The organism is Pedobacter steynii (genome assembly GCF_900103665.1).
Lineage (GTDB): Bacteria > Bacteroidota > Bacteroidia > Sphingobacteriales > Sphingobacteriaceae > Pedobacter > Pedobacter steynii.
Map to the genome: position 1 here is coordinate 289212 of NZ_FNGY01000003.1, position 26257 is coordinate 315468.

Consider the following 26257-nt stretch of genomic DNA (forward strand, 5'->3'; position numbering starts at 1 on the left):
TTGTTGCCTTTTTGCTCTTTTCCCGACTCATCGATATAAAATGACACATCTCTGCGAATAAAATATTACCTATCTTTAACAAAGTATCGTGAAGCGTTATTTTAATCTCTAAAAAACTGGTTTCTATGAAATTTTGGAATGGTTTTACTATATTTCGAATCATCTTTTTGTTATTTTTTGCGATTGGACTACCACTCATTCTCCATTACGCAGGAAATCATCATCAAAGCGATTATCAGATGATTAATACATCTGCCAGCGAAGCATTCGTTTTGTTTGGCCTTGGCACAGCACTTTGGTTCATCGTATTTATTTATTACATCAAGCGATTTTTGATCAATCTTCTTTTGAAAAAAAATGGCATTATTCAATTGTTGGAGCATGGTGAAAAAAGAAAAGGAACGGCTTCGTACGAGTTTGAGTTTATGGATTCAAAGCCGTATCAACGCCACTTTGAAGTGGGCAATACCATTGGGATAGACGGGCAGGTGGTGAAATGGAATACCAAAACCATAGTGTTTACTGTGATTGGGCTGCTACTATTACTTGCTTTGGCAACAGGAATATTGGTTTATACCTATATAAATGAAAGCCGTGGCTATGGTTGGCGGTATCTGTATTTTTGGCATCCTTATATCATGATTCCCGGTTCCTTTATTTTTTATTTAGGTTTTTTATTTGGCACTACCAATGATTTTTTTTCAAAATATTTGGGCAAATTCGTAAAACCATAAATGTTACTTTTCGGGAAACGAGCCGAAGCGGTAATAGCCAAAATTCCGTAATGATTTGAGCGATGCTTCTGTTACCGCTTTTCCAAGTTCATCATACGCTACATTTACACCTTTGCCGTTGGTAAACTTTTTCACTTCAGATGCAATGTCTTCCGCCTGTGTGTTGATCAACAGATCAGCCCTAATTTTTTCGCATGTTCTTTTTGTCTTCCTTATGAACAGTTGCAATTACGTTGCGCCTTTACTTTTTATCCATTGGGTAAGTATCGAACCAACACCACCGTGGCAGTGTGTACGATAGCAATCTCATTCTTTGAGTAGCAGCTTCAAATACGTAAAAATCTTCCCACTGTGCTCCGCTTCGTGATAGTTAGCGGCTTGTAGTGCCTGAGCATGATTTTTCACTTGAAATCCTATGGGTAACTCAAAGGGCTCATAGTTGACAAATAATTTGGATTCCAGATCTGATTCAAGGTGGTTAACTGTATCAATCAATAAATGTTTCACCTCGTTAACATCTGGAGTAATTTTCCAGGAACCTGGAGACGATCCAATTTTGAAGGACTCCATGAATTCTTTAGATATATACATTGGTAATCCGCTACGCATATACATATGTCTCTGTTGAGAAGTAATACAATGACCAATTTGCCAAATTATATTATTGTTGAAACCTTCTGGAATTTTAAATAATGTTTCGTAGTTACTCGTTTCCATTAATTGCAATAGTCTAGTCCTGCTAGCTCTTAAAATTTCACATTCGAAACGTTCATTAATCATTTAAGTTGGTCTAAGTTCTTAATAACGGAAGAAGCCGCAATATTATCTAAAGTAAGTTTTTCGCATTAAAGTTCAAACTTTAGCTCCTTTTAGGAATCTATGTGCAAAAATTATATTGACTGATTGTTTATGATACGCTTCACAAAGCCGAGCAAGGCTGTTTTAAAGGCATACCGCTCTAAAGTACTACCAATGGAAGACCTAGCCGTTTCGTCCTCTATCAAAAAACGGTTGTTTTATGATATGTACTTATGTATTCGTTCCAATAAATAACAGTCGTGTATCAAAGCCTCAGGCAGTAAAACGGTCTTAAGCTGCGCAACAAAAGAAAGAAACAAGTTGCTCAAATATTAAAACTAATGTGCATTTTTATTGTTAAAATTTTGAATTGTTTTGTAAAGGAGTAAGAGGTTATCACCTAAATCGCCTACTTTGCGAATCTGACCATTGATGTCATAATCAATTCGTTTATCTCCTATTTGGCGAATCCGGCCATCTAAATCATAATCAACTCGATCATCTCCTATTTGACGAACTCGGTTATTAAGATCATAATCTATTCGTTTGTCCCCAATTTGACGAACACGGTCATTGATATCATAGTCAACTCGATCATCTCCTATTTGGCGAACTCGGTTATTAAGATCATAATCTATTCGTTTGTTCCCAATTTGACGAACACGGTCATTGATATCATAGTCAACTCGATCATCTCCTATTTGGCGAACTCGGTTATTAAGATCATAATCTATTCGTTTGTCCCCAATTTGACGAACACGGTCATTGATATCATAGTCAACTCGATCATCTCCTATTTGGCGAACTCGGTTATTAAGATCATAATCTATTCGTTTGTCCCCAATTTGACGAACACGGCCATTGATATCATAATCAATTACTAAACCGTCAATATCACTCAATCGGCCGTTCACGTCATATTTCACTGGTTTATCGCCAATGCTGTCAAAAGTTGAAACATTTTTATTTTGCAGCCTACCTTTTGAATCTAATCGTACATTCAAGCCTTCCTTTTGAACGATAAAAACATATTTTTTATCATTCTCAGAAAGGTCAAGCTTAATTGTTTGTGAATAAACAGCACCTGAAAAAATAAAAAAAGAAAATAAAAAGAGGACGGTTTTCATAAGGATCAACTAAAGTGACTCATTGCTGGGCAATGATAATGAAATATAACTAAATATCTTTAAGCGCTCCAACAAAAACCACACCTAAACCACTTGTAGTGTCTATAAAAATGTCTAAAAAACAAAACCCTCTTTACGATTTGTAAAGAGGGTTTGTGGACCCAAGCGGGTGCTTCTCGAACCATTTCCTATCTGATTTACGCTTAATCGCTGATTTGTTCGATAAATGATCAGCTGATGCGCTGTGCCAAGTTAAAATTTAGGTTAAAAGCATGGCTCAACTTTCATATTACTTTGCGTAAAAAAATGCTCGTGCTAGCCCGATAACAAAAATAACCAGGCTTATAAAAAATAGAAGAATGCTAGCTAACACAAATATTGGTGCTGTGTAAGGTGAGTCCGTTAATATTTTTAAACCAAACGCAGGTACTAAAATCAATAATCCAGCCATAAAAAACCAAAAATGCCAGTATCCCATTTTTAATTTGACGGGTCTTTTTATCCTTTCTAATGCAAGATAAATCAAACCCGTTAATCCTGTGAAGAGACATATCAAAACAGCAATACCCAAGTGCCCAATAACATAATACATGTCGTAAATATTAACATCAATTGTTTGTTTCTTAGTCCAAAAGCCAATTAATAAAGAAAGAATTGCTGTTGACAGAAAAAGTAATGCAGGGGTTAATTTAATTGGAGCATATTTCATTATACTAATATATTAATTCCACCATGAATTTAAAATGCAACGCATTTCGTTGCGTTTTGGAAAAGCATCCATTTGAGGACATCTCAAATCATACCCGATAAGGTATAAATATTCGCTTTACATTTAAAATATACCCTATCGGGTATTACTTCAGTGTTTTTCCTTATATTAGTACCCTAAAGGGTATAATATGAAGCCAATTGTAACATTTATTAAGGAGAAAAGGAGAGCTTTAAAACTGTCCCAAGTGGAATTAGCATTTAAATCTGGTGTAGGTCTTCGTTTCGTTCGTGAATTGGAACAGGGGAAAACCACGCTTCGTTTAGATAAAGTTAATCAGGTGCTAGCTCTTTTTGGTAAACAAGTAGGGATTACTGACCTTGATCACGTAGAAGAGGAGGAAAACTAATGATGAACAGAGCAAAGGTATATTATGATAAAACTCTGGCAGGTTATCTTGAAAAAACCGATTTTGGTTATCGGTTTTCATACGACAGTACCTACCTTAAACAACCGGAAGCTAAGCCGATAAGTCTTACCTTACCAATTTCTAATTATCCTTATAACAGTAATATTCTGTTCCCCTTTTTTGATGGACTGATCCCAGAGGGCTGGCTTCTAAATATTGCAAAGGAATATTGGAATTTTAAAAGTAATGATCGTTTTGAACTATTGGCTACGCTATGCAGGGATACTATTGGTGCTGTAACGGTTATCGGAGAGGAGGAGGTAAATGAATAAATGTCCATTTTGTTATCAATCGGTTGATAAAGGAACATACCATGCCAAATGTTGCAAAAAAATGTTTGGAATAACTGAACTACCTGTATTGACTTTAGATAAAAACCTGCTTAATGACTTAGCAAAAACAACGGTTAACAATAGAATTTCAGTAACTGGTGTACAGCCTAAGCTTTCGGTTGAACTTGAAGATGTAAAAGGAGCTGAAAAACGGCTTACTATTGTTGGGCTATGGGGGAATTATATCTTAAAGCCACAGAATATTCACTATGAACAAATGCCAGAAGTAGAAGATCTAACTATGCACCTGGCAGAAATATTTAAACTGAATACCTGTCAGCACTGTTTGCTTAAAGCTTCTGATGGCCAGATGGTATATATTGCTAAAAGATTTGATAGAGAGAAAGGACAAAAAATACATATGGAGGATTTCTGTCAAATTGGAGAATTCCAGACAGAACAGAAATATAATAGCTCATACGAACGTTGCGGAAAACTGATAACTAAGTATTGTACAAACTCTGGGTTGGATTTGGTCAACTATTTCGAGCTGTTGATATTTTCTTTCCTGTCAGGGAATAATGATATGCATATGAAGAATTTCTCTATACTCCACCAACAAGGTCAAATCATTCTTTCTCCAGCTTATGATCTGATCAATAGCAACTTGATTAATCCAAAAGATCAAGAAGATGTTGCGCTTAGCTTGAATGGTAAAAAGAAGAAACTCAGTAGGAAAGATTTTGAAATGCTAGCTAGCGTCTTAAAGATTTCAGACAAAATATTTAAAAGGATATTGGACAAGTACGCTAAAAATCCTGATAAAGTGTTCAAATTGATAGATCAGTCATTTATGAGTAATGAATATAAAACCGACTTTAAAAATATTTGGACTGAAAAACTCAATAGACTAATATAATGACACAAAAAAAGCCGTTCTTCTTTTCAGAAAAACGGCTTTTTAAGCAGTGGGCCATGATGGGCTCGAACCATCGACCAAAAGATTATGAGTCTTCTACTCTAACCAGCTGAGCTAATGGCCCTGAAAAATCTTATTGATTTTGCGAGTGCAATGTTACATATTTGAAACGAATTTTGGAAACAGTTTTTATGAAAAAAATAAAAAATATCATTTTCGATTATGGTAACGTCATCTTCGAAATAGACTTTAAAAGGGCTCAAACAGCTCTAATACAACTTGGTATCACAAATATAGAGGATTTTTTCGCGCATAAAAGTCATCATGATATTTTCAATAATTTTGAGACCGCAGCCATTAGTCCTGCGGAATTCAGGGCCGGAATCCGGGAAGCATCCTCAAATAAAGAGATCACAGACGAGCAAATTGATGCCGCATGGAACAGTTTATTGATTGGAGTTCCAGCAAATGTGCATGAAGTCTTGTTAAAAGTAAAAGAGAAGTACCGTACATTTTTGCTGAGCAACAACAATGAAATTCATTACAACTGGATCGTAGATTACCTGAAAAGGGAATTCGATATGCCTGATAACAGCAGTCTGTTTGAAAGGGCTTATTATTCCCAGCAGATGTTCCTGAGAAAACCTCATGTAGAGATTTTTGAGCAGGTGCTTACTGAAAACAAACTCGACCCTGAAGAAACCTTATTTATAGATGATAGTCCGCAGCACCTGGTTGGCGCAAAACAAGCTGGGATGCAGACCTTATTAATGACCAAACACCCTAAATATCTGGAAGAGGTATTAACTGAGCACCAAATATTATAAGGCTTAGTTAAAATATCGTAAATTGCAGGCCTAAATAAAACTCAAATACGATGACGGAAAAAAAGTTCAAAACTCTGAAAGAATTCTATCCATTCTATTTAACAGAGCATAGAAATTTAACCAGTCGTGTGTTACATTTTATAGGAACGGGCCTGGTTGTCCTTTCTGTATTTACAGGAATCCTGTTTCATGAATGGCGTTTCATTTTAGCAACGCCATTCCTGGGATACGGTTTTGCCTGGGTAGGACATTTCTTTTTTGAGAAGAACAAACCCGCCACTTTCCAGTATCCTCTCTTCAGCCTGACCAGCGACTTCCTTTTGTTCTGGGACTTACTCACAGGAAATCAAAGCTTTAAAGCGAAATAATTTTTCAACATAGAAAGGCTCTATATCGATATAGATATTTGGTGTTTGATCCCGAAGACTATTACCCCTAGTTTTACATCAACACTTAAATCATTCGTTATGGAAAACAATAACACAGACAAGCGCAAACTTACAACTGCCTCGGGCAGACCTTATGCTGAACATGAAAACACACAATCCGTAGGAAGCAGAGGCCCATTGTTACTTCAGGACTTTATTCTTCATGAGAAAATGGCTCATTTTAATCGTGAAAGAATTCCAGAACGTGTAGTCCATGCGAAAGGTACCGGGGCCTACGGCACATTCACTGTTACTCATGATATTACTCAATATACAAAAGCTAAGATCTTCGGTAAGATTGGCAATACCTGTAAAACATTTCTACGGTTTTCTACCGTAGGCGGAGAAAAAGGAAGTGCCGATTCTGAAAGAGACCCACGTGGTTTTGCCCTTAAATTTTACACAGAAGATGGCAACTGGGACCTTGTGGGAAACAATACCCCTATTTTCTTTATAAAAGACCCTAAGAAGTTTAGTGATTTTATTCATACACAGAAGAGAGATCCAAGGACAAACCTGAAAAGCCCAACGATGATGTGGGATTTCTGGTCCTTAAATCCGGAAAGCTTACACCAGGTGGTGATTCTGATGTCTGACCGTGGCACTCCTTTTTCTTACCGTCATATGGATGGTTTTGGAAGTCATACTTATTCCTTCATCAATAGTGAGAATGAGCGGGTATGGGTAAAATTCCATTTCAAGACGCAACAGGGCATAAAAAACTTTACCGGTCCGGAAGCAGATGCCATGCGTACTCAGGACATGGACCATTCACAGCGTGACCTCGTAGAGGCTATTGACCGTGGAGATTTCCCGAAATGGAATGTAAAAATCCAGGTAATGACAGAAGCTGAGTCTAAAACCTTCAGATGGAACCCCTTTGACCTGACTAAAGTATGGCCTCACGGAGAATTTCCTTTGATCGACGTAGGTGTCCTGGAATTAAACCAGATACCGAGAAATTATTTCGCCCATGTAGAACAGGCTGCATTTGCACCTTCCAATACTATAGATGGAATCGGCTATTCGCCCGATAAGATGCTTCAGGGGCGCATATTATCTTACGCCGATGCTCATCGTTACCGTCTGGGTGTAAACTACGAGCAGATTCCTGTAAACAGCTGCCCCTTCATGGTGAACAATTACCATCGCGACGGACAGATGCGTATAGATGACAATGGAAACGACGATCCAAACTACTACCCAAACAGCTTCGGGGATGTCATTCCTGACGAAAGCTATAAAGAACCGGCCTGGGAACTGGATTCAAATGTTGCCGATTGGTACGATAGGAATGCAGGTCCTGGCGACAATGATCATTATACGCAACCAGGTGATCTTTACCGTAAGGTTTTGAGTTCTGAAGATAAGGTCAATCTGGTAAACAATATTGTGGGCGCAATGAGTGGCATCAATGGTCCTAAAAGAGCACAGATTATCAATTTACAATTGTGTCATTTCTTCAGAGCAGACATTCAACTGGGAATGGCGATTGCAAAAGGACTTGGTGTTGATATAGATCAGGCCATGGTTAGCAAACACAGCTAAGTATTTTTCGCAAAAAAAAGAGGGCCCTGATCATCAGCAGGCCCTCTTTTTTTAAGTCGTTTTATGATAATCTTCTGCGTTGTTTCTCTTTCATGATCAGGCCAAGCTCTCTGCTCGTCGCTCCTGCAATGGAAGTGTTTTCCTGCGCTCTTCTGAAAAGGTATGGCATTACTGCTTTAATCGGGCCGTAAGGAACGTATTTAGCTACGTTATACCCCGCATCAGATAAGTTAAAGCTAAGGTTATCGCTCATCCCCAGCAATTGGGCAAAATAAACATGAGGATGGTTATGGTCAATATTATGCTTATCCAGCAATTCAGCCAATAAACGACAGCTCTCTTCGTTGTGTGTACCGCATACAATCGCAATATCATCGATATGTGCCATACAGTAGTTCAAAGATTCGTTATAATCTATGTCTGAAGCTTCTTTGGTTGGTTGAATCGGAGATAAATAGCCCATTTCTTCGGCTCTTTTTCTTTCTTTCTCCATATATGCTCCCCTTACCATTTTAACGCCTAAAATGTACCCAGAGGCCTTAGCGATCAGGTGATCTGCTTTTAAATCAGCCAGTTTATCATGACGATACATCTGGTAAGTATTGTAAACGATGATCCTTTCTTTATTAAACAGGCGCATCATATCTACTGCCAGCTCATCAATCGTATCCTGAATCCAGGTTTCTTCTGCATCGACCATGATAGGTACATTTTTGTCAAATGCCCTTTTGCAAATCTTTTCGCATCTGGCTTTTACTTTCGCAAATTCCGCCTGCTCTGCTGCTGTTAATTCCTGTTTGGCATCCAGTTTCTCCAATAATCCAAAGCGGCCTATTCCTGTAACCTTAAATACTGTAATGGGAATGCGTTTATCTCCTGCAGCTCTTTCTATCGTTCTGATGATCTCCTCACAGGTAAAGTCGAATACAGATTCCTCTTCTTCCCCTTCCACAGAATAATCTAAAATAGTACCCACATTACCTTTTGCCAGCTGCTCAACAGTATGCTCGCATTCGGCAATGGTCTCTCCTCCACAAAAATGTTTAAAAATGGTTGCCTTGATGATTGATTTTATAGGCATGCCTATATTCAGAAAAAAATTAGTGATTGGCGGGCCAACTTTTGTTAGGAAGTTGCTGCTGATTACTTTAAAAAGCCAGTATCCTGCATTTAGTTCTGAGTTTGACTGGTTGCGAAAAGCGATTTCGGTGTTGTCAAAGTTCAAGGTTTTTTTGGGGAAAGTTTCCATTTAATTCTTGTGGTTAGTCAAATTGCATGCAAAAGTATAAATTCCAAGGCTATCCATGGTAAAACACTTTATAAATAATTGTAAATTTGCTGGTATAATGATAGAATTCAAATTAGAAGGTGAATTTATTCCCCTTATTCAGTTGCTAAAGGCAACCTCATTGGTACAAAGTGGCGGCGAAGCACAAACAGTTGTTGAAGACGGCCTGGTAAAATACAATGGCAAAGTAGACTATCGCAAGAGATTGAAAGTGCGGGTGGGCGATGTAATTGATTTTATGGGACAGAAAATAACAGTAATTTAATGAACGTAATAGAAAGTTCAGGCCATAGCATTCATTTTGAATCAGCACTTGCGCCATTAGCAGCGCTTATAGAAAATGGTAAATACAGCAAGGTATTTGTCTTTGTAGACCGGAATACGTCGGAATTTTGCCTTCCTTTTTTTCAGGAAATGCTGGACGATTTTACTGGTTTTGACCTAATTGAAACAGATCCTGGCGAGGAAAACAAAAACATTGATTTCTGTATTGGAATATGGAAAACCCTACTCGATTTTGAAGCAGACCGTAAATGTCTGATGATCAATCTGGGGGGAGGGGTCATCACAGATATGGGCGGCTTTATTGCTTCAACCTATAAACGTGGCATTGATTTCATCAATATTCCGACCACGCTGCTTTCCCAGGTAGATGCTTCCGTGGGAGGTAAAACCGGAATCGACATAGACAATGTAAAGAACATGGTCGGCACCTTTGCCCTCCCTCAGGCGGTATTTATCGAAACTTCTTTCCTAAAAACTTTACCGGAAAGAGAATTGCTATCCGGCTTTGCAGAGATGATCAAACATGGTCTGATTGTAGACGCTGCATATTATAATGAGCTAAAAACGGCCGATTATAAACAGATTGCCCCCTTAGCCGTTCACCGTTCTGTAGAGATCAAGAATGAGGTCGTGACTGAAGATCCGCAGGAAAAAGGACGCCGGAAGATCCTGAATTTCGGTCATACGATTGGTCATGCAGTAGAAAGCTATGCTTTGATCAATGATAAAGCTCCTTTAACACATGGTGAAGCTATCGCTATAGGAATGATCTGTGAAGCTTATTTGTCGAGCACGAACAACACCCTGACAAAGGAAGAACTGGAAGACATTACGAAGTATATGTTGAGCCTTTACCCAGCTTACCAGATCAAAAGTAAGAGCTTTAAAGAGCTTTTAGGCTTCATGCAAAGCGATAAAAAGAATGAACATGGACAAATTATGTTCTCTTTACTGAACAAAATCGGTGCTTGTGATTACAACTGTATCGTAACAGAGAAGGACATTCTGGAGAGTTTAAGCTATTACAATAATCAGGTTAAATAGTACATACAATAGATTTAGCAGCTAATTTTAGCAATAAAATTGAGTTCCTGAAATTTGTACAAGTAGCTAATGTTTTGTTGCACAGGGAATCAAAGCTACCGTACAATAAATAATTTTTTTTATTAAAGTATTGACAAATTAAATTTTGTTAGTACATTTGGAAAAACGAAAACGAAAAAACAATCGAATGAAAAATGTTACTACATATTGGTTTGGCTACTTTTACTACTTTAGTAAGAGCCGGGACTGATATGCAACAAAAATCATAAGATAAAAATGTATATAAAAAGTCCCGGCCTAAAGCCGGGACTTTTTTTGTTTAATGCAAAAACCGAAACCTGCAGAAATACAAAAAACCTTCTGCAAACTACAAGACCACAGAAAACTCAACAGCTAAAATGAAACAGAAAAAAACAAGAGTAGCGATTCAAGGTATTAAAGCGTCATTTCATGAAGAAGCCGCTTTCAAGTTCTTCGGAAAAGACATCGAAACCATAGAATGTAATTCTTTTAAACAGACTTGCGACAGTCTGGAGAGAAAGGAATCTGACTTTGTGATCATGGCTATTGAGAATTCTATTGCAGGCAGTCTTTTGCCCAACTATACTTTAATCCGGGAATACAATTTTGCAGTCGTAGGAGAAGTTTACCTGCCGATTCAGTTGCACCTGATGGCTTTACCGGGGGTAAAATTTGAAGACATAAAATATGCAACCTCCCACCCTATTGCCATTCGCCAGTGCGTAGACTTTTTCGATGATTTCCCGCACATTCAGGTGATTGAAAGTAACGATACCGCAGCTTGTGCCAAACGCATCAAAGAAGAACAATTAACAGATACAGTGGCCATTGCAAATACACTTGCCGCAGAATTATACGGACTGAATATCATTGAAAGAAGAATTGAGTCCAACAAAAAGAATTACACCCGTTTCCTCGTGCTAAAACAAGATAAAACAGAAGATCTTAAAGAAATCAACAAGGCCTCTATCTGTTTCCAGGTAGGCAATCATGTAGGTGCGCTGTCAAAAGTCCTCAACATCTTCGCCGATCAGGATGTGAATTTAACAAAGATTCAAAGTATGCCTGTTCTGGGAAAAAGAAACGAATACTATTTCTATGTAGATATGGAATGGAGCAATATGGAACAATACGATAAAGCCATCCGCCAGACCTTAAAATACACGGTAAACTTTAACATTATGGGTGAATACCTGAAAAATGATAAAGTATAAAAAATAAAACACCTTCATAAAACATACAAAAATTAAACCCCAAAAAAATGAAATTACAATTGAACATCCAGCCATTAAATACCTGGCTTAACATCAACAACGAGCCATTAATTATCTCAGGACCATGCAGTGCAGAAACTGAAGAACAACTGTTAACTACTGCACATTTATTGGCTGCAACCGGAAAAGTATCAGTATTGAGAGCTGGTATCTGGAAACCACGTACCCGTCCGGGAGAGTTTGAAGGTATCGGAAGCATTGGATTAGAGTGGTTGAAAAGAGCAAAAGCGGAAACAGGATTGCCTACTGCTGTTGAGGTTGCAAATGCGAAACACGTAGAGGAAGCTTTGGCTGCCGGCGTTGATATTTTATGGATTGGTGCACGTTCAACTGTAAACCCATTCACCGTTCAGGAAATTGCTGACGCTTTAAAAGGTGTTGACATCCCTGTATTGGTTAAAAACCCTGTAAATCCCGACCTTCAGTTATGGATTGGTGCATTAGAGCGTATCAATGGTGCGGGAATTACTAAACTAGGTGCCATTCACCGCGGTTTCTCTTCATTCGAGAAAAGCTCTTTCCGTAATGAGCCAATGTGGGAACTGGCCATCCAATTGAAAACTTTATGTCCTGACCTTCCGATCATCAATGATCCAAGTCATATCTGCGGTAACCGCGAACTGATTCCTTACATCTCTCAGAAAGCACTGGATTTAGACATGCAAGGTCTGATGATCGAGTCACATGTTGATCCTTCAGTAGCCTGGACAGATGCCAAACAACAGGTAACACCTGCTGCATTAAGCGAATTGGTAGACCGTTTAACTGTACGTGAACCGGAATCTCAAAACGAAGCTTTTGTAGATCAATTGGCTGATTTGCGTAAGCAGATTGATAAAATCGATGATCAGTTGTTACAGAAATTAGGAGAACGTATGGCCATCGTAGGTAAAATCGGTGAGTTTAAACGCGACAACCAGGTAACGATCTTACAGGTAAATCGTTGGGACGCGATCATGAACAAAGGAATCTCATTTGCTAAAGCTTTAAAATTAGACTTAAACTTTACAGAGAAATTCTTAGAATTGGTGCACGGAGAATCTATCCGTAAACAAACAGAAATTATGAATGCCGGCAAAGCAGAAAAAGGCATTGCAGCAGAAACACATACAGAAGTTAAGTCTTAATAATGAGTAAGCATGCACTTGTTTCTTTTACGGGAAACACAGAAATCCATACAGAGATCGCGCTTACGGGCTCTAAAAGCGAGTGCAACAGGGCATTAATCATTAGTGCAGCAAGTAAAGGCTCGGTAGAAGTAGAAAATATGTCTATTGCCGCCGACTCTGTAACGCTTGACCGTATTTTAAACCAGATTTCCAGCACAGATCCACATCAGCAAACCGTTGATGTGGGCCCTGCAGGTACTGCAATGCGCTTCTTAACGGCTTACCTTCCCACCCTTCCCGGACAGTTTTTGCTGACTGGAACAGAACGGATGAAACAACGTCCGATTGGGATTCTGGCCGAAGCTTTAAAGGCAATTGGTGCAGACATCAGCTATGCGGAAAAAGAGGGTTTCCCTCCGTTAAGTATTAACGGTCCGTTGGCGCAAAGCGAAGGTGCTGTTAAGATTAAAGGAGACATCAGCAGCCAGTATATATCTGCATTATTGATGATTGCACCTACGCTGGAACAAGGTCTTACACTACAGATTGAAGGTGAATTAACTTCTCTTCCTTATGTAAATATGACCCTGAACATGTTAGAGGAAGCCGGAATCAGTCATACCTGGGATGGAAACAACATCAGTATCAAACCGCAACCTTTCAAAGCAGCCACATTGCTGGTAGAGCCAGATTGGAGTGCTGCTTCTTACTGGTACAGCATTGCCTGCTTAGCAGAAAATGCGACCATTTCCCTGCCCTATTTAAAGGAAAAAAGTCTGCAGGGCGATAGCCGGATCAGGTCAATTATGACTGCATTTGGCGTACAAACTGCAACCACCGCTACCGGAATTACTTTAAGCTCGTCAGAAACTGATTTCAGTGATGAAATTTTAGACCTGAAGGATTGTCCGGATTTAGCACAAACCATTATCGTATGTGCGGCAGCTTTAAAGAAAAACCTGTCCTTTACCGGACTGGAGACTTTAAAGATCAAGGAGACTGACCGGATTAAAGCTTTGCAAAATGAACTCTCTAAAATTGGCGTAACTTTAAGCGAAGACAACCTGGTATACACGCTAAACTGTGAAGGACTTCATTTTCCGGACAGGGTTATATTCGGCACTTATGAAGATCACCGCATGGCGATGGCTTTTGCTCCGCTTAGTCTGCTGATTAAGGAGGTGGTACTGGAGGAAATGGATGTAGTGGAGAAATCCTATCCTGACTTCTGGAAAGACCTGAGAAAAGCAGGGTTTACAGTTGAAGTGATTTAAATTAATCTATAAAAATTAACAAAAAAATGGCAGGTAATACATTCGGACAACTATTTCGCATCAGCACTTTTGGTGAATCACACGGTGCAGCTATTGGTGTTATTTTAGATGGTTGTCCGGCACAGTTGCCAATTGACCTGGATTTTATCCAGTCGGAATTGGATAAACGCAGACCAGGGCAATCGAAGATCACCACGCAAAGGAAAGAAAGCGATACTGTTCAGATCCTTTCCGGAACCTTTGAAGGTAAAAGTACAGGTACACCTATTGCGATGCTGATCCCGAACGAAGACCAGCGAAGTAAAGATTACAGTCATAATACTGATGTTTACCGTCCTTCCCATGCAGATTACACCTATGATGCAAAATATGGCATCCGTGATCATCGCGGTGGTGGCCGTTCCTCAGCCAGAGAAACTGCGGCCCGTGTAGCTGCCGGAGCTATTGCCAAACTGTTTTTAAAGCACCATGGCATAGAAATCTTCGCACATGTTTCTGCTGTAGGAAAGATCAATGCACCTAACCTGGAATCATCTTTAACTGTTGATCAGCTTTTGGAGATCAGGGAAGAGAATATCGTCCGTTGTGCAGATCCTGCAACCGCAAGGGAGATGATTGAATGTATTGATGCCATCAGAAAAGATGGAGATACCATCGGTGGTAAAGTTAGCTGTATCATCAGAAACTGCCCCGTTGGGCTCGGTGAGCCGGTATTTGACAAGCTACATGCCGACTTGGGTAAAGCCATGCTCAGCATCAATGCAGTCCATGGTTTTGAATATGGGTCAGGATTTAGTGGTAGTGAGATGAAGGGATCGGAACACAATGACATCTTTATTCCTGGAAATGAGGCTCCTAAAACATTGACTAACTTTTCCGGAGGAATCCAGGGAGGAATCTCTAATGGGATGGAAATCAACTTTACAGTCGCCTTTAAACCTGTAGCTACCATCATGCACAATCAGCAAACGATTAATGCGGCTGGAGAAGCATCAGAGATAAAAGGTAAAGGCCGTCATGATCCATGTGTGGTACCACGTGCGGTAGTCATTGTTGAAGCAATGGCCGCTTTGGTACTGGCAGATCAACTGCTTAGAAATAAAAGCAGTCAGCTGAATTAATAGAGAATCAAAAACATAAAAAAGGTGTTCTGTAAAACGGAACACCTTTTTTATGCTTTAATATTTATTAAAATATCGCAGGATATTTAACTGAATTATGGTCATGCATCATTTGATAAACCACTTCCACTACATCGTCTACTGATGGTTTGCTGAAATAATCACCATCAGAGCCATAAGGAGGACGGTGTGCTTTGGCGCTTAGCGTTTGAGGTTGTCCGTCCAGGCTATAATAACCTTTTTGTTCTTCTAAAATCTGTTGCAGGATAAACGCTGTTCCGCCACCAGGTACATCTTCATCGACTACCAATAATTTATTGGTTTTATTTAAAGATTTAGCACAAAGCTGATCTGTATCAAAAGGAAGCAGGGTTTGCGGATCAATGATCTCCACAGAGATGCCAAACTGCGCCAGCTCCTCTGCGGCTTCTTCCACTATTCTAAGCGTAGATCCGTAAGAAACGATGGTCAGGTCTGATCCTTCTTTAATCACTTCTGCTTTACCTAAAGGAACGGTATACGCTCCTACATTTTCAGGAAGTTTTTCTTTTAATCTATATCCGTTCAGACATTCGATAACCAGAGCAGGTTCATCAGATCTGAACAAGGTATTGTACATTCCCGCAGCCTGAGTCATATTACGGGGCACACAGATGTGTAATCCACGCAAAGAACCTAGGATTAGTCCGATTGGTGATCCTGAATGCCATACCCCTTCCAATCTATGTCCGCGGGTCCTGATAATTACCGGTGCTTTTTGTCCGGCTTTGGTACGGTAAGATAAACTTGCCAGGTCATCGCTTAATACATTTAAAGCAAACAGGAGATAATCCAGGTATTGAATTTCAGCAATTGGTTTTAAGCCACGCATGGCCAGTCCGATCCCCTGACCAACGATGGTCATTTCCCTGATTCCTGTATCTGTAATTCGCAGGTCACCGTATTTGGCCTGCAAACCTGCAAAACCTTGATTTACATCGCCAATGGCACCTAAATCTTCACCAAAAGCAACCAAGCGAGGATCACGGCCGAAATTGGCATCAAAACAGGCATTCAATAGTTCGCGACCATCCACCATTTTACTCAACTCATTGTACTCCGGCTCAACCACTTCTACGAGAAAAGGGCTTTCTTTACCATCTGTAAACAGTTTCGAAGAGTAACGTTCTGTATTCATTCCACTTTGTTCCTTATACCATTCCAACAGCTCGTTTCTTTCGCCAGATGGATGTTGCAAGCTTAAACGCAATGCTTTTCTTGCAGAAGAAATCACTTCTTTACGCTGTGCATCCGGCGTATTGGCCAGCTGAGTAGTAATTTTTGTTAGTGCAGGGTTTCCTTTTGCAAGGGTATTGATCAATTCAATTGCCTGATCTTTTTCTGTTTTTATATCTGCAAGGAACTCATTCCATGCTTCCTTTTGTGTTTCACGAACAAATTTCTTTGCCTCATCTTCCAGAGCAGCTAATTCTTCTTCAGGAATAATGGCAGATTCGATCATCCATTTACGCATCTGAACGATACAATCGTACTCTTTCTCCCAGTCTAAACGGTCTTTATCTTTATAACGTTCATGTGAACCTGAAGTAGAATGCCCTTGCGGCTGCGTAACTTCAGTTACGTGAATCATTACAGGAACATGTTCTGTTCTGCAGACATCAATGGCTTTCTGATAAGTCTCGCATAAAGCCGGATAGTCCCAGCCTCTTACTTTATATATTTCATATCCCGCAGCATTTTCATCTCTTTGGAAGCCTTTCAGGATTTCCGAGATGTCCTCCTTTGTGGTCTGATATTTTGCAGGAACTGAAATTCCATAAGCATCATCCCAGATAGAAATTGCCATAGGAATCTGTAATACACCAGCAGCATTGATGGCTTCAAAAAATACGCCTTCTGAAGTAGAAGCGTTACCGATTGTTCCAAAAGCTACTTCATTTCCTTCTACAGAGAAGTTTTTTAAGTATTCCAGTTCCGGATTCTGTCTGAATAATTTCGAAGCATATGCCAGTCCGACTAACCTCGCCATTTGTCCACCTGTAGGCGCAATATCGGATGAACAGTTTTTCATCGCGGTAAGATCCTTCCAGCTGCCGTCTTCATTAATGGAACGGGTAGCAAAATGACAATTCATCTGTCTGCCTGCAGATGCAGGTTCAGCTTCAACGCTAGGGTTGGCATATAGTTGGGCAAAAAATTCTTTGATGGTGCAAATGCCTGTTGCAAATGCAAATGTCTGATCTCTGTAATATCCCGAGCGCCAATCTCCATTCTTAAAAGCTTTGGCCATGGCGATCTGAGGAACTTCCTTACCATCACCAAAAATACCAAACTTAGCCTTACCTGTTAAAACCTCCTTACGACCTAATAAACTGGCTTGTCTACTCTCAAAAGCTATTTTATAATCGTTTACCACAATGGTTTTGAAATCCTCAAAACTTAACTCTGAAGCATCAATGGGATTGGTAGTAGGTTTTATATCCGGCATCATAAGCAATATTAGTTAGGTGACAAAGATACATAAAATCTAAAGTATGACTTATGGCTGTCGGGTAATTTATATATTGGAATACTTTTTGATTTATGAATCAAAAGATTAAATTTGTTTTAAAACACCATAATCATGAAAAAGTTATTACTATTATTTACATTAATTTTAGGAGTAAGTGTTGCAACTAACGCTCAAACAAAACCTGCAGAGTTCAAATTTGATAAAGAGCTTCACGATTTTGGTAAAATCCCATTGAACAAAGCTGCAACGGTTGAATTTAAGTTCACCAATGTTGGAGATCAACCATTAATTCTTACCAAAGTAGAAACTACTTGTGGATGTACTGTACCGGAATACACACAAACTCCTGTTAAAAAAGGAGAATCAGGTGTGATTAAAGTAACTTACAACCCAACTGGTGCAGCAATGCCATTCAGCAAAAGTATTACCATTACTTCCAATGCAAAAACAACAACTAAAGTGTTGTACATCAAAGGAGAAACCGTAGCTGCCAGTACCAAGTAACATTTTTAAAGATATTTTTTATTAAAACCTCGTTAATCAACGAGGTTTTTTATTTTTGTGCCATGCCTAACATTTCAGAAAAAGGGTTACAAATGCCCGCCTCGCCGATTAGAAAACTTACTCCTTATGCTGATCAAGCAAAAAAGGAGGGTAAAAAGGTTTATCACTTGAATATTGGTCAGCCCGATATTGCTACACCAGAAGGCATGTTGAATGCCATCAAAAATATTGATTTTAATGTTTGGGCATATACTCCGTCCGAAGGAACATTATCTTATAGAACCAAATTAGCCGAATATTACAATAAACTGGGTTATAACATCACCCCTGAAGATATCTTAGTGACTGTTGGTGGATCTGAAGCAATCACCATCGCCATGCAAACCTGTGTAAATGAAGGTGATGAAATCATCATTCCAGAGCCTTTTTATGCGAATTACAATGGTTTTGCCTGTATGAGTAATGTGGTTGTAAAACCGATCTTATCTTATATTGAGAATGGTTTTGCACTCCCTGCTATTGCTGAGTTTGAAAAACTGATCACGGAACGTACCAAAGCGATCATTATCTGTAACCCGAATAATCCTACCGGTTATTTATACTCTAAAGAAGAACTAGAAGCACTGAAAGAATTGTGTCTGAAATATGACTTATTCTTATTCTCTGATGAGGCTTACCGTGAATTCTGCTATGATGGAAAGGAATTCATCTCTCCAATGCATTTGGACGGAATTGACGAGAATGTGGTGATTATGGATACCGTTTCAAAAAGATACAGTGCTTGTGGTGCAAGATTGGGTTGCCTGATCACGAAAAACAAGGAAGTAATCAAATCAGGATTAAAGTTTGCTCAGGCAAGACTTAGCCCTGGTATGGTGGAACAAATTGCCGGTACCGCAGCTGTAGATACTCCGGATAGTTATTTTGAAGCGGTAAACAAGGAATATACCCTTCGCAGAGATACGATTGTTAAAAGATTAAATGCAATTGAAGGTGTTTTCTGTCCGAATCCGGGTGGTGCATTTTATGTAGTGGCTAAACTTCCGATTGATGATGCTGATGTATTTTGTCAGTGGATGCTGGAAAGCTTTGAGCATGAGGGACAAACGGTAATGATGGCTCCTGCTACAGGATTCTATTCTACCGCTGGTTCAGGAAAAAATGAAGTAAGAATGGCTTATGTATTGAATACTGATGACTTGAATAAGTCGATGGATTGTCTGGAAATCGCATTAAATCAATATCCAGGTAGAACAATCGCATAATTTTTTGTAAGTTTGTAGTTCTAACAAATGGGGCCGTTTTGGATTTGACAGGGTGGCGCTACGTATGTTAGCATGCAGTGCGTTGTACGGAGAGCACTTAAAAGAGAACGTTCACACTATAATTGGCGAAAATAACTACGCCTTAGCTGCCTAATTTAGAATTAGCTTAGCTTTTGTCCCTCTGACTGCTGCATTGTTAGGTTAGAATCCGGGGCATCGAAATAACAAAGCTGGCCACTGTAGGGTATGATACAGTAGCGAGATAAAGTACCTAAGGAAAAAGACAAGGTAGGTTTCCGGCCCGTCTGCTCCCGACAATTGAATGGAAAACAAGCATGTAGAAGGCATAACTTATCACACAACTGGACAAGGGTTCGAACCCCTTCGGCTCCACAAAACAGGTCGGCAAGACATAAACTTGCCGGCCTGTTGTTGTTTTAAGGCAGATCCGGTGGTTTTATTTTATTAATTATAAAAAGATATGAATGTAAATGAATTAAGAATTGGCAATTATGTCTTTACAGATGGAGAGACCTTAAATGACATCTCCAGCCCTTGCGAAGTACTTGGTATCCTGCCAGACAAAAAGATAGCTTACAAAGCTCAGCTTGAACTGTTAGCATGCAGTCATGAACAGGTTACTCCTATTCCATTGAACTCAGATTGGCTGGTGAATAAGCTAGGTTTTAAAGACAATGGCGGTGGGTACTTTCAGCACGAAGATTTCAATTTCTTCCTATTTCATGTGGAAGAAGATGAGTATTATGATTGCTATAAGCAAGTACCCGCAAACGATGATACGGGAGATTTTAAAACCCTGCAACACGTTCATAAATTACAGAATCTGTTTTTTGAACTCTTTGACGAAGAATTAATCAATAACGACTAAACATATATCACGAAGCCCTTCATTACCGGGGGGGCTTCGTAATGATCTAAATGACACGAAGTCTGGACAAGGGTTCGAAAGCCTGTTTTAAGGAGACATCCATCGATTCCAATTAATTAAAACGTTTAATCAATTTTAAATTAAATTGCAATCGAAACGTCGGGAATGAAAAACAGGCTTCATATATGATTATCTTAAATAAAAAAAGTGAAAAAGATCTACTGATTTCTTTAAAACAAGGAGATGAAAAATCATTTGATATACTGTACCATCTATACAGAAGCAGTTTATACAACAGCATCTATAAAATGGTTAAAATGGAAGATCAATCTGCCGATCTTCTGCAGGACCTATTCATAAAAATTTGGCGAAAACGGGCAGATATAGACCCCCAGCTCCCCTTTAAGGCATACGTTTATCGCATTGCCCAAAACATGGTCTATGATTTTTTTCGCACTGTTGCCCGCGACAAAAAACTGGAAGCTAAACTCATCGTAGCTGCTGCAGTCGAACCGGATTATACGCCAATAGATGACGCAATAGCGGATCAGGATTCCAAGGCATTAATAGAGCTGTTGCTTTCTCAACTGCCTAAACAATGTCGCCAGGCATATATTTATTGTAAAATAGAAGGCAGGGGTTATGAAGAAACGGCCAGTCTGATGGGCATTTCTAAAGCCACAGTAAACAACCACATTACTAAAGCCAATAAGCTGCTTAAAATTTTCCTAGAGCAATCCAATTATCTTCGTTTAATGGTTCTTGCCATATGTGTTTGGAGCCGAAGTTGATTCCCAACTATTTTTAAAAAAAATACGATTGCAATAGTTTGATTTTTTTTCCAAAGCGTATTAGTGTAAATATCGATTTTGGAAAAACAGGAATTAACTATTCTATTTAATAAATATACTCAAGGGAATTGCGCTCCAGAGGAGATCATCACCATATTGCATCATTTTAATCTTCATGAAAACAAGGAACAGTTCAAACAATTGATCCTTGAAGAGCTTGAAAAGACATCCGCTCCATCAACAGATGAAAATTCTCCTCACGCCCTGCGCGCTTTTGCCCAAACAGACAAAGCATTGCTGGAATTGTTTGGAAGAAAAGAAGAAGTAAAACGTCCATCCAGCGCATTTCACTGGATTTCAATAGCAGCAATTTTACTGACGGTATTAACCATAGGATATGTATTCAGAAGTCAGTTTTACGCAAAAGATCAGCCTTCTCTTTCAACTCTGGCCTTCAAAGATATTGCACCAGGCAGTAACCACGCTGTGCTGAAAATTGCAGGCAGTCATGAAATCATTCAGCTCAGTCATAATAAAGAAGGCGTTCAAATTAAAAATGGGGAAATATTCTATAAGGACAATACCAGGCTAACTGATCCTATCCTGAAGAACAAAGAACCTGAACAATCCGACAATACGTCTTATACTATTGAAACACCCAGGGGCGGACAATACAAGATCTTGCTATCAGATGGCACAGAGGTACGGTTAAATGCGGCCTCTTCCCTCACTTATCCAGGAATTTTTCAGGGAAATACCAGGGAAGTTTCCGTTACCGGAGAAGTATTTTTTCAGGTCGCCAGGAACAAAGAAAAGCCTTTCATCGTCAAAGTTGGCGCTATTAAAAATACCGTTACGGGAACCAGTTTTAACATTTCGGCTTACCCTGATGAGCAAGGCGTAAAAACCACCCTGGTTACCGGTGGACTACACGTATCCGGATATGGCAATGAGGTGACCTTAAGGCCAGGTCAGCAGGCATCTGTTGCCGAAAAAAAGATAGCCGTAAATGCGGTTGATACTGATGAATATACGGCCTGGCTCAATAACGAATTTTCTTTTGAGAATAAAAATATTGAAGCAATTATGAAAAACATCTCCAGGTGGTATGATGTGGATGTTTACTACCAGGGAAACCGGTACGATAACCGAAAATTCGGAGGTACTTACACCCGTACAAAAGGATTATCAGCCCTGCTTAAACACCTGGAGAGTTTGAGCGGCATCCATTTCATTGTTGAAGGAAGGAGGATAAAAGTATTGATATAAGCCACTAAAAACAAGCTCACTGGCCGGAACGTGCCATGCAATCAGCTATGAAAAATCATTAAACAAACTAACCAATTTTAACCCAAAACCTATTCTAACCAAATATGCACTTCTACAGGTTTAAAAAAAATAAAAGCTTGAATAAGCTGTTAAAAATTATGATGACCTTGAAAATCATCACCATCATCATGTTAGTGTCGTTGTTTCAGGTCAATGCAAGTGTAAAGGCCCAAACCGTCTCTCTTAATAAAAAGATGTCGCTCAAAGAGGCATTCAAATCACTAAAAAAGCAGACAGGTTATGACTTTATATACATGGCATCCGATGTTTCCGCACTTGTTTCTGTCGAGGCGAATCATATTCCGCTGAACGACGCACTCCGTTCTTTTTTAAAGCCACTGTCTTTAGATTTTGAGATCCAGGAGAAAACGGTTCTGATCAAGAAAAAAACAACCACCTTTAACCCGGATAACGGGAAAGAAAAACGGGCTCAGGTAACAGGAAAAGTGATAGATGGCCGTACCAAACAACCTATTCCCGGGGCAAATTTGGTGGTTAAAGGAACTAAAATAACTGCCAGAACGGATGTAAACGGATACTTTACCATCCAGGCTCCTTATGCGGACGCTGTGATCATTGTGACCTACCTTGGTTATCAGCCACAACAGATAGAACTGAATGGCAGATCCACAATTGAAGTTTTTTTAGTTGAAGATGCTAAAGCTTTAGAAGAAGTGACCGTAGTTGGGTATACTACTCAAAGAAAAGAATCCGTTACCGGGGCGGTTTCTACGATAACGACCAAAGACCTGCTACAGAGCCCTTCTGCAAATATCAATAATGTACTTGCAGGACGTTTGCCTGGGCTAATCGCTAACCAATATAGCGGTGGTGAGCCCGGAGTGGATAAATCTGAGATCTTTATTAGGGGAAAATCTACTTATGGAGACCAATCGCCCATTATTATTGTCGATGGAGTAGAGCGTGATATGTCTTACTTATCTGCAGAAGAAATAGAAACTTTTACGATTCTGAAAGATGCGGCGGCTACTGCTCCTTATGGGATTCGTGGTGCCAATGGTGTGATCGTTATTAAAACAAAAAGAGGACAGGCCTCTGAAAGAGCTACGCTTAATTTCAGAATGTCGCAAGGAATTAATACCCCAACGAAATTACCAAAAATGCTCGGATCAGCAGATTATGCCGTGCTGAACAACGAAGCAAAAATTAATGATGCTGTTCGTGATGGGTTAAGCCCCGCTGATATTGCTAAATTGAATTTGTTTACTCCCGAGGCTATAGATAAGTTTAGAAGGGCTAAGGGCGATAACTCAGATGGCCTTGGCTATAATCATGACTATTTTAAATATATTTTTGGCAGAGGATTACAGCAGGAATATAACTTATCGATCAGAGGCGGGAACGATAAAGCCAGGTATTACATTTTGGGTGGTTATTTTGGTCAGGGACCAAACTATAAACATGTAGATCTTTCTAATTACGGCGTAACCTCCAAGTTTAAGCGATACAATTTTCGTTCAAATATTGATGTAGACGTCACTGACAAACTATCAGCAAGATTAGACCTGGGTGCCCGCATTACAGACCGGACAGCGCCTGCAACTACCGCAAGCCGGTTAGCAACCCTTGCCACTACCCAACCGCCTTATTTACCTATTACGGTGGCACCTAATGCGAATAAAGCCAACTCCGCTTATCTCATAGATAATCCAGGTGGGATGTTATTTGGAGATCAGATCTACCGGTACAATGTTTTGGGGGAACTCACCCGCTCCGGATATCTTAGTCAGAAAGTAACCAATTTAAATGGTACTTTCTCCCTCCGTTATGACCTGGATCTCATCACCAGCGGATTATCCATAGACGGTTCCCTCTCCTATGATGCAACATCAGACCAATGGATAAACCGCAGGGTAGACCACTACACGGAAGGTTACCGCGAATATCCTGGTTACGCTACTTTTGTTCCTACCGGAGGATCTGATGTGTATATGTCGCCTGGTTTTTATGATGGCGCTTATAAAACCGGCAACAAATACAGTATTGATCAAACCCTGGGTAACAAGTTCGAAAAGCATGACCCATCCAACCGAACCTATTATCAGTTAAAACTAAACTACGAACGCAGCTTTAATAAGGTACACGAAGTTGCAGGAATGCTTTTATTCAACCGTTCCAGTCAGGGTGCCTATAGTGGGGATAAGGCCGGGGTCGATTACCGATATCAGGGAATGACAGGTCAGTTTAACTATAATCTCAACCGAAAATATCTAGCTTCATTCAATTTTGGTTATAATGGTTCGGAAAATTTCGCCAAAGATAAACGTTATGGTTTCTTCCCCGCAGGCTCTATTGGCTGGGTAATTTCAAGAGAAGAATTTATGAAAGGAACAGCCTCCTGGCTGGATCAATTAAAGATCAGAGGGTCTTATGGTCTGGTAGGCAGCGACAGGCTTACGGACAATAAACGTTTTGCTTATCTTCAAACCTATGGCGGAGGCAGTGGATACGACTTCGGGATCCAGAATTTCAACGTGAACCCAGGTGGAATCAGTGAAGGAACTTTAGCCAACGTGAACCTGACCTGGGAAAAGGCCAGAAAAACAAACATTGGTTTAGACGCTACCTTTCTAAAACAACGCTTAAATGTTACCGTTGATTATTTTCATGAATACCGTTATGATATCCTAACTTCATTAAGTGGGAACGACAGACTAGGTTTCCCCGCGGTAACCGGAACTTCTACCCCATTCATCAACTCCGGGATCGTCACCAATCGTGGTCTCGAATTTGAAGTCAACTGGTCTGACCAGATCGGAAAAGATTTCAGGTATACCCTGAAACCAAACTTCACCTTTGCGAGAAACAAAATTGTATTCCAGAATGAAGTACCGAGAGCGCATCCCTGGCGTCAGGGCACTGGTCACCGCTTATACGAGAACTTCGTCTATGTTTTCGATCATTTTGTAGCAGACCAGGCTGAGGCAGACCGGTTAAATAAAAGCCAGTTCCAACCCTGGGGCAAAGTCGGTCCTGGTGATGTAGTTTATAAGGACTTAAATGGCGACGGCAAAATAGATGATTTAGGAGACCGGATGATTGTTGGTAACCCCAGAAGTCCGGAAATCCAGTTCGGATTACCCATCTCTTTACAATATAGAGGATTTGATTTCAGCATATTGCTTCAGGGTGCCCTCAATACTTCCGTTATGCTAAGAGATGCGGCGACATGGGATTTCCCACAGTTTGATCAGGATAAAACCGGATCAGTAAAGCCTATGCACCTCAATAGATGGACACCAGAAACAGCCGCTACAGCTAAGTATCCAGCTTTGCATATCGGACAGAACAGCAACAATAAAAATCCGAACAATAGCTTATTTCTTTATGATGCCAAATACTTACGGATGAAGAATATGGAAGTTGGCTATACTTTCTCAAAAAGTCTGATGCGTAAAATTGGCCTTGCCAATGTCCGCATTTATGCACAAGGCCAAAACCTCTTTACATGGGATGGATTAGACAGGGCTGATGTAGATCCGGAAATCGGAGATGCCGGTGGCTATTGGTACCCGGTATTGAAGGTTTATAATTTCGGTATAGACATTACCCTTTAACGCTATTATATAAAGAATTAATCACATAAAACCATCATCAGCATACCGCTTACAAACAGCAATGAACCTCGCTTGCGAGCTCATGAATACCATTGAAAACAATAGATATCAATGAATAATATGCTGATGATCGCTAAAAAAC

General features: G+C 39.7%; 25 protein-coding genes, 1 tRNA gene and 1 other RNA gene. 20 read left to right on the forward strand and 7 right to left on the reverse strand.

Features of this window, described 5'->3' with window-relative positions:
- Window positions 1-125 precede the first annotated feature (125 nt).
- Window positions 126-734 carry a hypothetical protein gene (locus BLQ87_RS09485; RefSeq protein WP_074605918.1) on the forward strand — a complete coding sequence of 203 codons (609 nt, stop codon included), beginning with the start codon at window positions 126-128 and terminating at the stop codon, window positions 732-734.
- 3 nt (window positions 735-737) lie between these two features.
- On the opposite strand, the gene BLQ87_RS09490 is transcribed toward BLQ87_RS09485, so the two are convergent.
- The 4 genes from BLQ87_RS09490 to BLQ87_RS09505 form a co-directional block, all read right to left on the reverse strand.
- Window positions 738-962: a zinc-binding dehydrogenase gene (locus tag BLQ87_RS09490; protein WP_074605919.1), complete on the reverse strand. Its 225-nt coding sequence runs from the start codon at window positions 960-962 to the stop codon at window positions 738-740.
- Between the two features lie 78 nt (window positions 963-1040).
- Window positions 1041-1514 (reverse strand): DinB family protein, encoded by a 474-nt coding sequence (locus BLQ87_RS09495; protein WP_074605920.1) that lies wholly within the window; start codon window positions 1512-1514, stop codon window positions 1041-1043.
- A gap of 356 nt (window positions 1515-1870) precedes the next feature.
- The gene (locus BLQ87_RS09500) at window positions 1871-2659 is read right to left on the reverse strand and encodes a hypothetical protein (RefSeq protein ID WP_074605921.1); all 789 of its coding nucleotides are present in this window, start codon (window positions 2657-2659) and stop codon (window positions 1871-1873) included.
- A gap of 289 nt (window positions 2660-2948) precedes the next feature.
- Window positions 2949-3368, reverse strand: coding sequence for a hypothetical protein (locus BLQ87_RS09505; protein ID WP_074605922.1), 420 nt, complete (start codon window positions 3366-3368; stop codon window positions 2949-2951).
- Window positions 3369-3558: 190 nt separating this feature from the next.
- On the opposite strand from BLQ87_RS09505, the gene BLQ87_RS09510 reads away from it, so the two are divergent.
- The 3 genes from BLQ87_RS09510 to BLQ87_RS09520 all read left to right on the forward strand — a co-directional run bounded on the left by BLQ87_RS09510 (window position 3559) and on the right by BLQ87_RS09520 (window position 5028).
- A complete protein-coding gene (locus BLQ87_RS09510; protein ID WP_074605923.1) occupies window positions 3559-3777 on the forward strand; it encodes a type II toxin-antitoxin system Y4mF family antitoxin in 219 nt (72 codons plus the stop codon).
- Window positions 3777-4109, forward strand: coding sequence for a HipA N-terminal domain-containing protein (locus BLQ87_RS09515; protein ID WP_074605924.1), 333 nt, complete (start codon window positions 3777-3779; stop codon window positions 4107-4109). Before BLQ87_RS09510 ends, BLQ87_RS09515 begins: the two co-directional genes overlap by 1 nt.
- A 61-nt stretch (window positions 4110-4170) precedes the next feature.
- The gene (locus BLQ87_RS09520; RefSeq protein ID WP_245723828.1) at window positions 4171-5028 is read left to right on the forward strand and encodes a HipA domain-containing protein; all 858 of its coding nucleotides are present in this window, start codon (window positions 4171-4173) and stop codon (window positions 5026-5028) included.
- 50 nt (window positions 5029-5078) lie between these two features.
- Here BLQ87_RS09520 and BLQ87_RS09525 read toward each other — a convergent pair.
- A tRNA-Ile gene (locus BLQ87_RS09525) sits at window positions 5079-5152 on the reverse strand.
- A gap of 67 nt (window positions 5153-5219) precedes the next feature.
- On the opposite strand from BLQ87_RS09525, the gene BLQ87_RS09530 reads away from it, so the two are divergent.
- From BLQ87_RS09530 to BLQ87_RS09540, 3 genes are all read left to right on the forward strand, one after another.
- Window positions 5220-5855, forward strand: a complete 636-nt coding sequence (locus BLQ87_RS09530; RefSeq protein WP_074605926.1) for an HAD family hydrolase — start codon at window positions 5220-5222, stop codon at window positions 5853-5855.
- 50 nt (window positions 5856-5905) lie between these two features.
- Window positions 5906-6223: an Mpo1-like protein gene (locus BLQ87_RS09535; protein ID WP_074605927.1), complete on the forward strand. Its 318-nt coding sequence runs from the start codon at window positions 5906-5908 to the stop codon at window positions 6221-6223.
- Window positions 6224-6322: 99 nt separating this feature from the next.
- Window positions 6323-7831 (forward strand): catalase, encoded by a 1509-nt coding sequence (locus BLQ87_RS09540; RefSeq protein ID WP_074605928.1) that lies wholly within the window; start codon window positions 6323-6325, stop codon window positions 7829-7831.
- 61 nt (window positions 7832-7892) lie between these two features.
- Here BLQ87_RS09540 and BLQ87_RS09545 read toward each other — a convergent pair whose 3' ends face one another.
- The gene (locus tag BLQ87_RS09545) at window positions 7893-9080 is read right to left on the reverse strand and encodes a proline dehydrogenase family protein (RefSeq protein WP_074605929.1); all 1188 of its coding nucleotides are present in this window, start codon (window positions 9078-9080) and stop codon (window positions 7893-7895) included.
- A gap of 97 nt (window positions 9081-9177) precedes the next feature.
- Here BLQ87_RS09545 and BLQ87_RS09550 point away from each other — a divergent pair, with 97 nt between their 5' ends.
- The 6 genes from BLQ87_RS09550 to aroC all read left to right on the forward strand — a co-directional run bounded on the left by BLQ87_RS09550 (window position 9178) and on the right by aroC (window position 15247).
- The gene (locus BLQ87_RS09550; protein ID WP_069382236.1) at window positions 9178-9384 is read left to right on the forward strand and encodes an RNA-binding S4 domain-containing protein; all 207 of its coding nucleotides are present in this window, start codon (window positions 9178-9180) and stop codon (window positions 9382-9384) included.
- Window positions 9384-10448, forward strand: coding sequence for a 3-dehydroquinate synthase (gene aroB, locus BLQ87_RS09555; RefSeq protein ID WP_074605930.1), 1065 nt, complete (start codon window positions 9384-9386; stop codon window positions 10446-10448). The genes BLQ87_RS09550 and aroB overlap by 1 nt, the downstream gene beginning before the upstream one ends.
- A 398-nt stretch (window positions 10449-10846) precedes the next feature.
- Window positions 10847-11683, forward strand: a complete 837-nt coding sequence (locus BLQ87_RS09560; RefSeq protein WP_074605931.1) for a prephenate dehydratase — start codon at window positions 10847-10849, stop codon at window positions 11681-11683.
- A 47-nt stretch (window positions 11684-11730) separates the two neighbouring features.
- The gene (locus BLQ87_RS09565; protein WP_074605932.1) at window positions 11731-12870 is read left to right on the forward strand and encodes a chorismate mutase; all 1140 of its coding nucleotides are present in this window, start codon (window positions 11731-11733) and stop codon (window positions 12868-12870) included.
- A 2-nt stretch (window positions 12871-12872) separates the two neighbouring features.
- The gene (locus BLQ87_RS09570) at window positions 12873-14126 is read left to right on the forward strand and encodes a 3-phosphoshikimate 1-carboxyvinyltransferase (RefSeq protein WP_074605933.1); all 1254 of its coding nucleotides are present in this window, start codon (window positions 12873-12875) and stop codon (window positions 14124-14126) included.
- A gap of 26 nt (window positions 14127-14152) precedes the next feature.
- Window positions 14153-15247 carry a chorismate synthase gene (gene aroC, locus BLQ87_RS09575; protein ID WP_074605934.1) on the forward strand — a complete coding sequence of 365 codons (1095 nt, stop codon included), beginning with the start codon at window positions 14153-14155 and terminating at the stop codon, window positions 15245-15247.
- A 67-nt stretch (window positions 15248-15314) separates the two neighbouring features.
- On the opposite strand, the gene BLQ87_RS09580 is transcribed toward aroC, so the two are convergent.
- Window positions 15315-17738 carry an alpha-ketoacid dehydrogenase subunit alpha/beta gene (locus BLQ87_RS09580; RefSeq protein ID WP_074605935.1) on the reverse strand — a complete coding sequence of 808 codons (2424 nt, stop codon included), beginning with the start codon at window positions 17736-17738 and terminating at the stop codon, window positions 15315-15317.
- A gap of 132 nt (window positions 17739-17870) precedes the next feature.
- On the opposite strand from BLQ87_RS09580, the gene BLQ87_RS09585 reads away from it, so the two are divergent.
- The 7 genes from BLQ87_RS09585 to BLQ87_RS09615 all read left to right on the forward strand — a co-directional run bounded on the left by BLQ87_RS09585 (window position 17871) and on the right by BLQ87_RS09615 (window position 26115).
- On the forward strand, window positions 17871-18263 hold the full coding sequence (locus BLQ87_RS09585; protein WP_074605936.1) for a DUF1573 domain-containing protein: 393 nt from the start codon (window positions 17871-17873) through the stop codon (window positions 18261-18263).
- A gap of 62 nt (window positions 18264-18325) precedes the next feature.
- Window positions 18326-19528, forward strand: coding sequence for a pyridoxal phosphate-dependent aminotransferase (locus tag BLQ87_RS09590; protein WP_074605937.1), 1203 nt, complete (start codon window positions 18326-18328; stop codon window positions 19526-19528).
- Between the two features lie 29 nt (window positions 19529-19557).
- Window positions 19558-19924: a transfer-messenger RNA gene (gene ssrA / locus BLQ87_RS09595) on the forward strand.
- Window positions 19925-20009: 85 nt separating this feature from the next.
- On the forward strand, window positions 20010-20417 hold the full coding sequence (locus BLQ87_RS09600) for a hypothetical protein (RefSeq protein ID WP_074605938.1): 408 nt from the start codon (window positions 20010-20012) through the stop codon (window positions 20415-20417).
- A gap of 185 nt (window positions 20418-20602) precedes the next feature.
- A complete protein-coding gene (locus BLQ87_RS09605) occupies window positions 20603-21208 on the forward strand; it encodes an RNA polymerase sigma factor (RefSeq protein ID WP_074605939.1) in 606 nt (201 codons plus the stop codon).
- A 78-nt stretch (window positions 21209-21286) separates the two neighbouring features.
- Complete coding sequence (locus BLQ87_RS09610; RefSeq protein WP_074605940.1) at window positions 21287-22477, forward strand: FecR family protein; 1191 nt, start codon at window positions 21287-21289, stop codon at window positions 22475-22477.
- Between the two features lie 158 nt (window positions 22478-22635).
- Complete coding sequence (locus BLQ87_RS09615) at window positions 22636-26115, forward strand: TonB-dependent receptor (protein ID WP_074606910.1); 3480 nt, start codon at window positions 22636-22638, stop codon at window positions 26113-26115.
- Window positions 26116-26257: the final 142 nt, after the last annotated feature.

What these genes read in the sequence shown, in the direction of transcription:
- BLQ87_RS09590 (WP_074605937.1), top strand. Translation starts at nt 18,326, where the DNA reads ATGCCTAACATTTCAGAAAAAGGGTTACAAATGCCCGCCTCGCCGATT.
- BLQ87_RS09485 (WP_074605918.1), top strand. Translation starts at nt 126, where the DNA reads ATGAAATTTTGGAATGGTTTTACTATATTTCGAATCATCTTTTTGTTA.
- BLQ87_RS09545 (WP_074605929.1), bottom strand. Translation starts at nt 9,080, where the DNA reads ATGGAAACTTTCCCCAAAAAAACCTTGAACTTTGACAACACCGAAATC.
- BLQ87_RS09510 (WP_074605923.1), top strand. Translation starts at nt 3,559, where the DNA reads ATGAAGCCAATTGTAACATTTATTAAGGAGAAAAGGAGAGCTTTAAAA.
- BLQ87_RS09505 (WP_074605922.1), bottom strand. Translation starts at nt 3,368, where the DNA reads ATGAAATATGCTCCAATTAAATTAACCCCTGCATTACTTTTTCTGTCA.
- BLQ87_RS09500 (WP_074605921.1), bottom strand. Translation starts at nt 2,659, where the DNA reads ATGAAAACCGTCCTCTTTTTATTTTCTTTTTTTATTTTTTCAGGTGCT.
- BLQ87_RS09605 (WP_074605939.1), top strand. Translation starts at nt 20,603, where the DNA reads ATGATTATCTTAAATAAAAAAAGTGAAAAAGATCTACTGATTTCTTTA.
- BLQ87_RS09535 (WP_074605927.1), top strand. Translation starts at nt 5,906, where the DNA reads ATGACGGAAAAAAAGTTCAAAACTCTGAAAGAATTCTATCCATTCTAT.
- BLQ87_RS09520 (WP_245723828.1), top strand. Translation starts at nt 4,171, where the DNA reads ATGTTTGGAATAACTGAACTACCTGTATTGACTTTAGATAAAAACCTG.
- BLQ87_RS09550 (WP_069382236.1), top strand. Translation starts at nt 9,178, where the DNA reads ATGATAGAATTCAAATTAGAAGGTGAATTTATTCCCCTTATTCAGTTG.
- BLQ87_RS09495 (WP_074605920.1), bottom strand. Translation starts at nt 1,514, where the DNA reads ATGATTAATGAACGTTTCGAATGTGAAATTTTAAGAGCTAGCAGGACT.
- BLQ87_RS09570 (WP_074605933.1), top strand. Translation starts at nt 12,873, where the DNA reads ATGAGTAAGCATGCACTTGTTTCTTTTACGGGAAACACAGAAATCCAT.
- BLQ87_RS09580 (WP_074605935.1), bottom strand. Translation starts at nt 17,738, where the DNA reads ATGATGCCGGATATAAAACCTACTACCAATCCCATTGATGCTTCAGAG.
- BLQ87_RS09615 (WP_074606910.1), top strand. Translation starts at nt 22,636, where the DNA reads ATGATGACCTTGAAAATCATCACCATCATCATGTTAGTGTCGTTGTTT.
- BLQ87_RS09515 (WP_074605924.1), top strand. Translation starts at nt 3,777, where the DNA reads ATGATGAACAGAGCAAAGGTATATTATGATAAAACTCTGGCAGGTTAT.
- BLQ87_RS09600 (WP_074605938.1), top strand. Translation starts at nt 20,010, where the DNA reads ATGAATGTAAATGAATTAAGAATTGGCAATTATGTCTTTACAGATGGA.
- BLQ87_RS09540 (WP_074605928.1), top strand. Translation starts at nt 6,323, where the DNA reads ATGGAAAACAATAACACAGACAAGCGCAAACTTACAACTGCCTCGGGC.
- BLQ87_RS09565 (WP_074605932.1), top strand. Translation starts at nt 11,731, where the DNA reads ATGAAATTACAATTGAACATCCAGCCATTAAATACCTGGCTTAACATC.
- aroB (WP_074605930.1), top strand. Translation starts at nt 9,384, where the DNA reads ATGAACGTAATAGAAAGTTCAGGCCATAGCATTCATTTTGAATCAGCA.
- aroC (WP_074605934.1), top strand. Translation starts at nt 14,153, where the DNA reads ATGGCAGGTAATACATTCGGACAACTATTTCGCATCAGCACTTTTGGT.
- BLQ87_RS09530 (WP_074605926.1), top strand. Translation starts at nt 5,220, where the DNA reads ATGAAAAAAATAAAAAATATCATTTTCGATTATGGTAACGTCATCTTC.
- BLQ87_RS09585 (WP_074605936.1), top strand. Translation starts at nt 17,871, where the DNA reads ATGAAAAAGTTATTACTATTATTTACATTAATTTTAGGAGTAAGTGTT.
- BLQ87_RS09560 (WP_074605931.1), top strand. Translation starts at nt 10,847, where the DNA reads ATGAAACAGAAAAAAACAAGAGTAGCGATTCAAGGTATTAAAGCGTCA.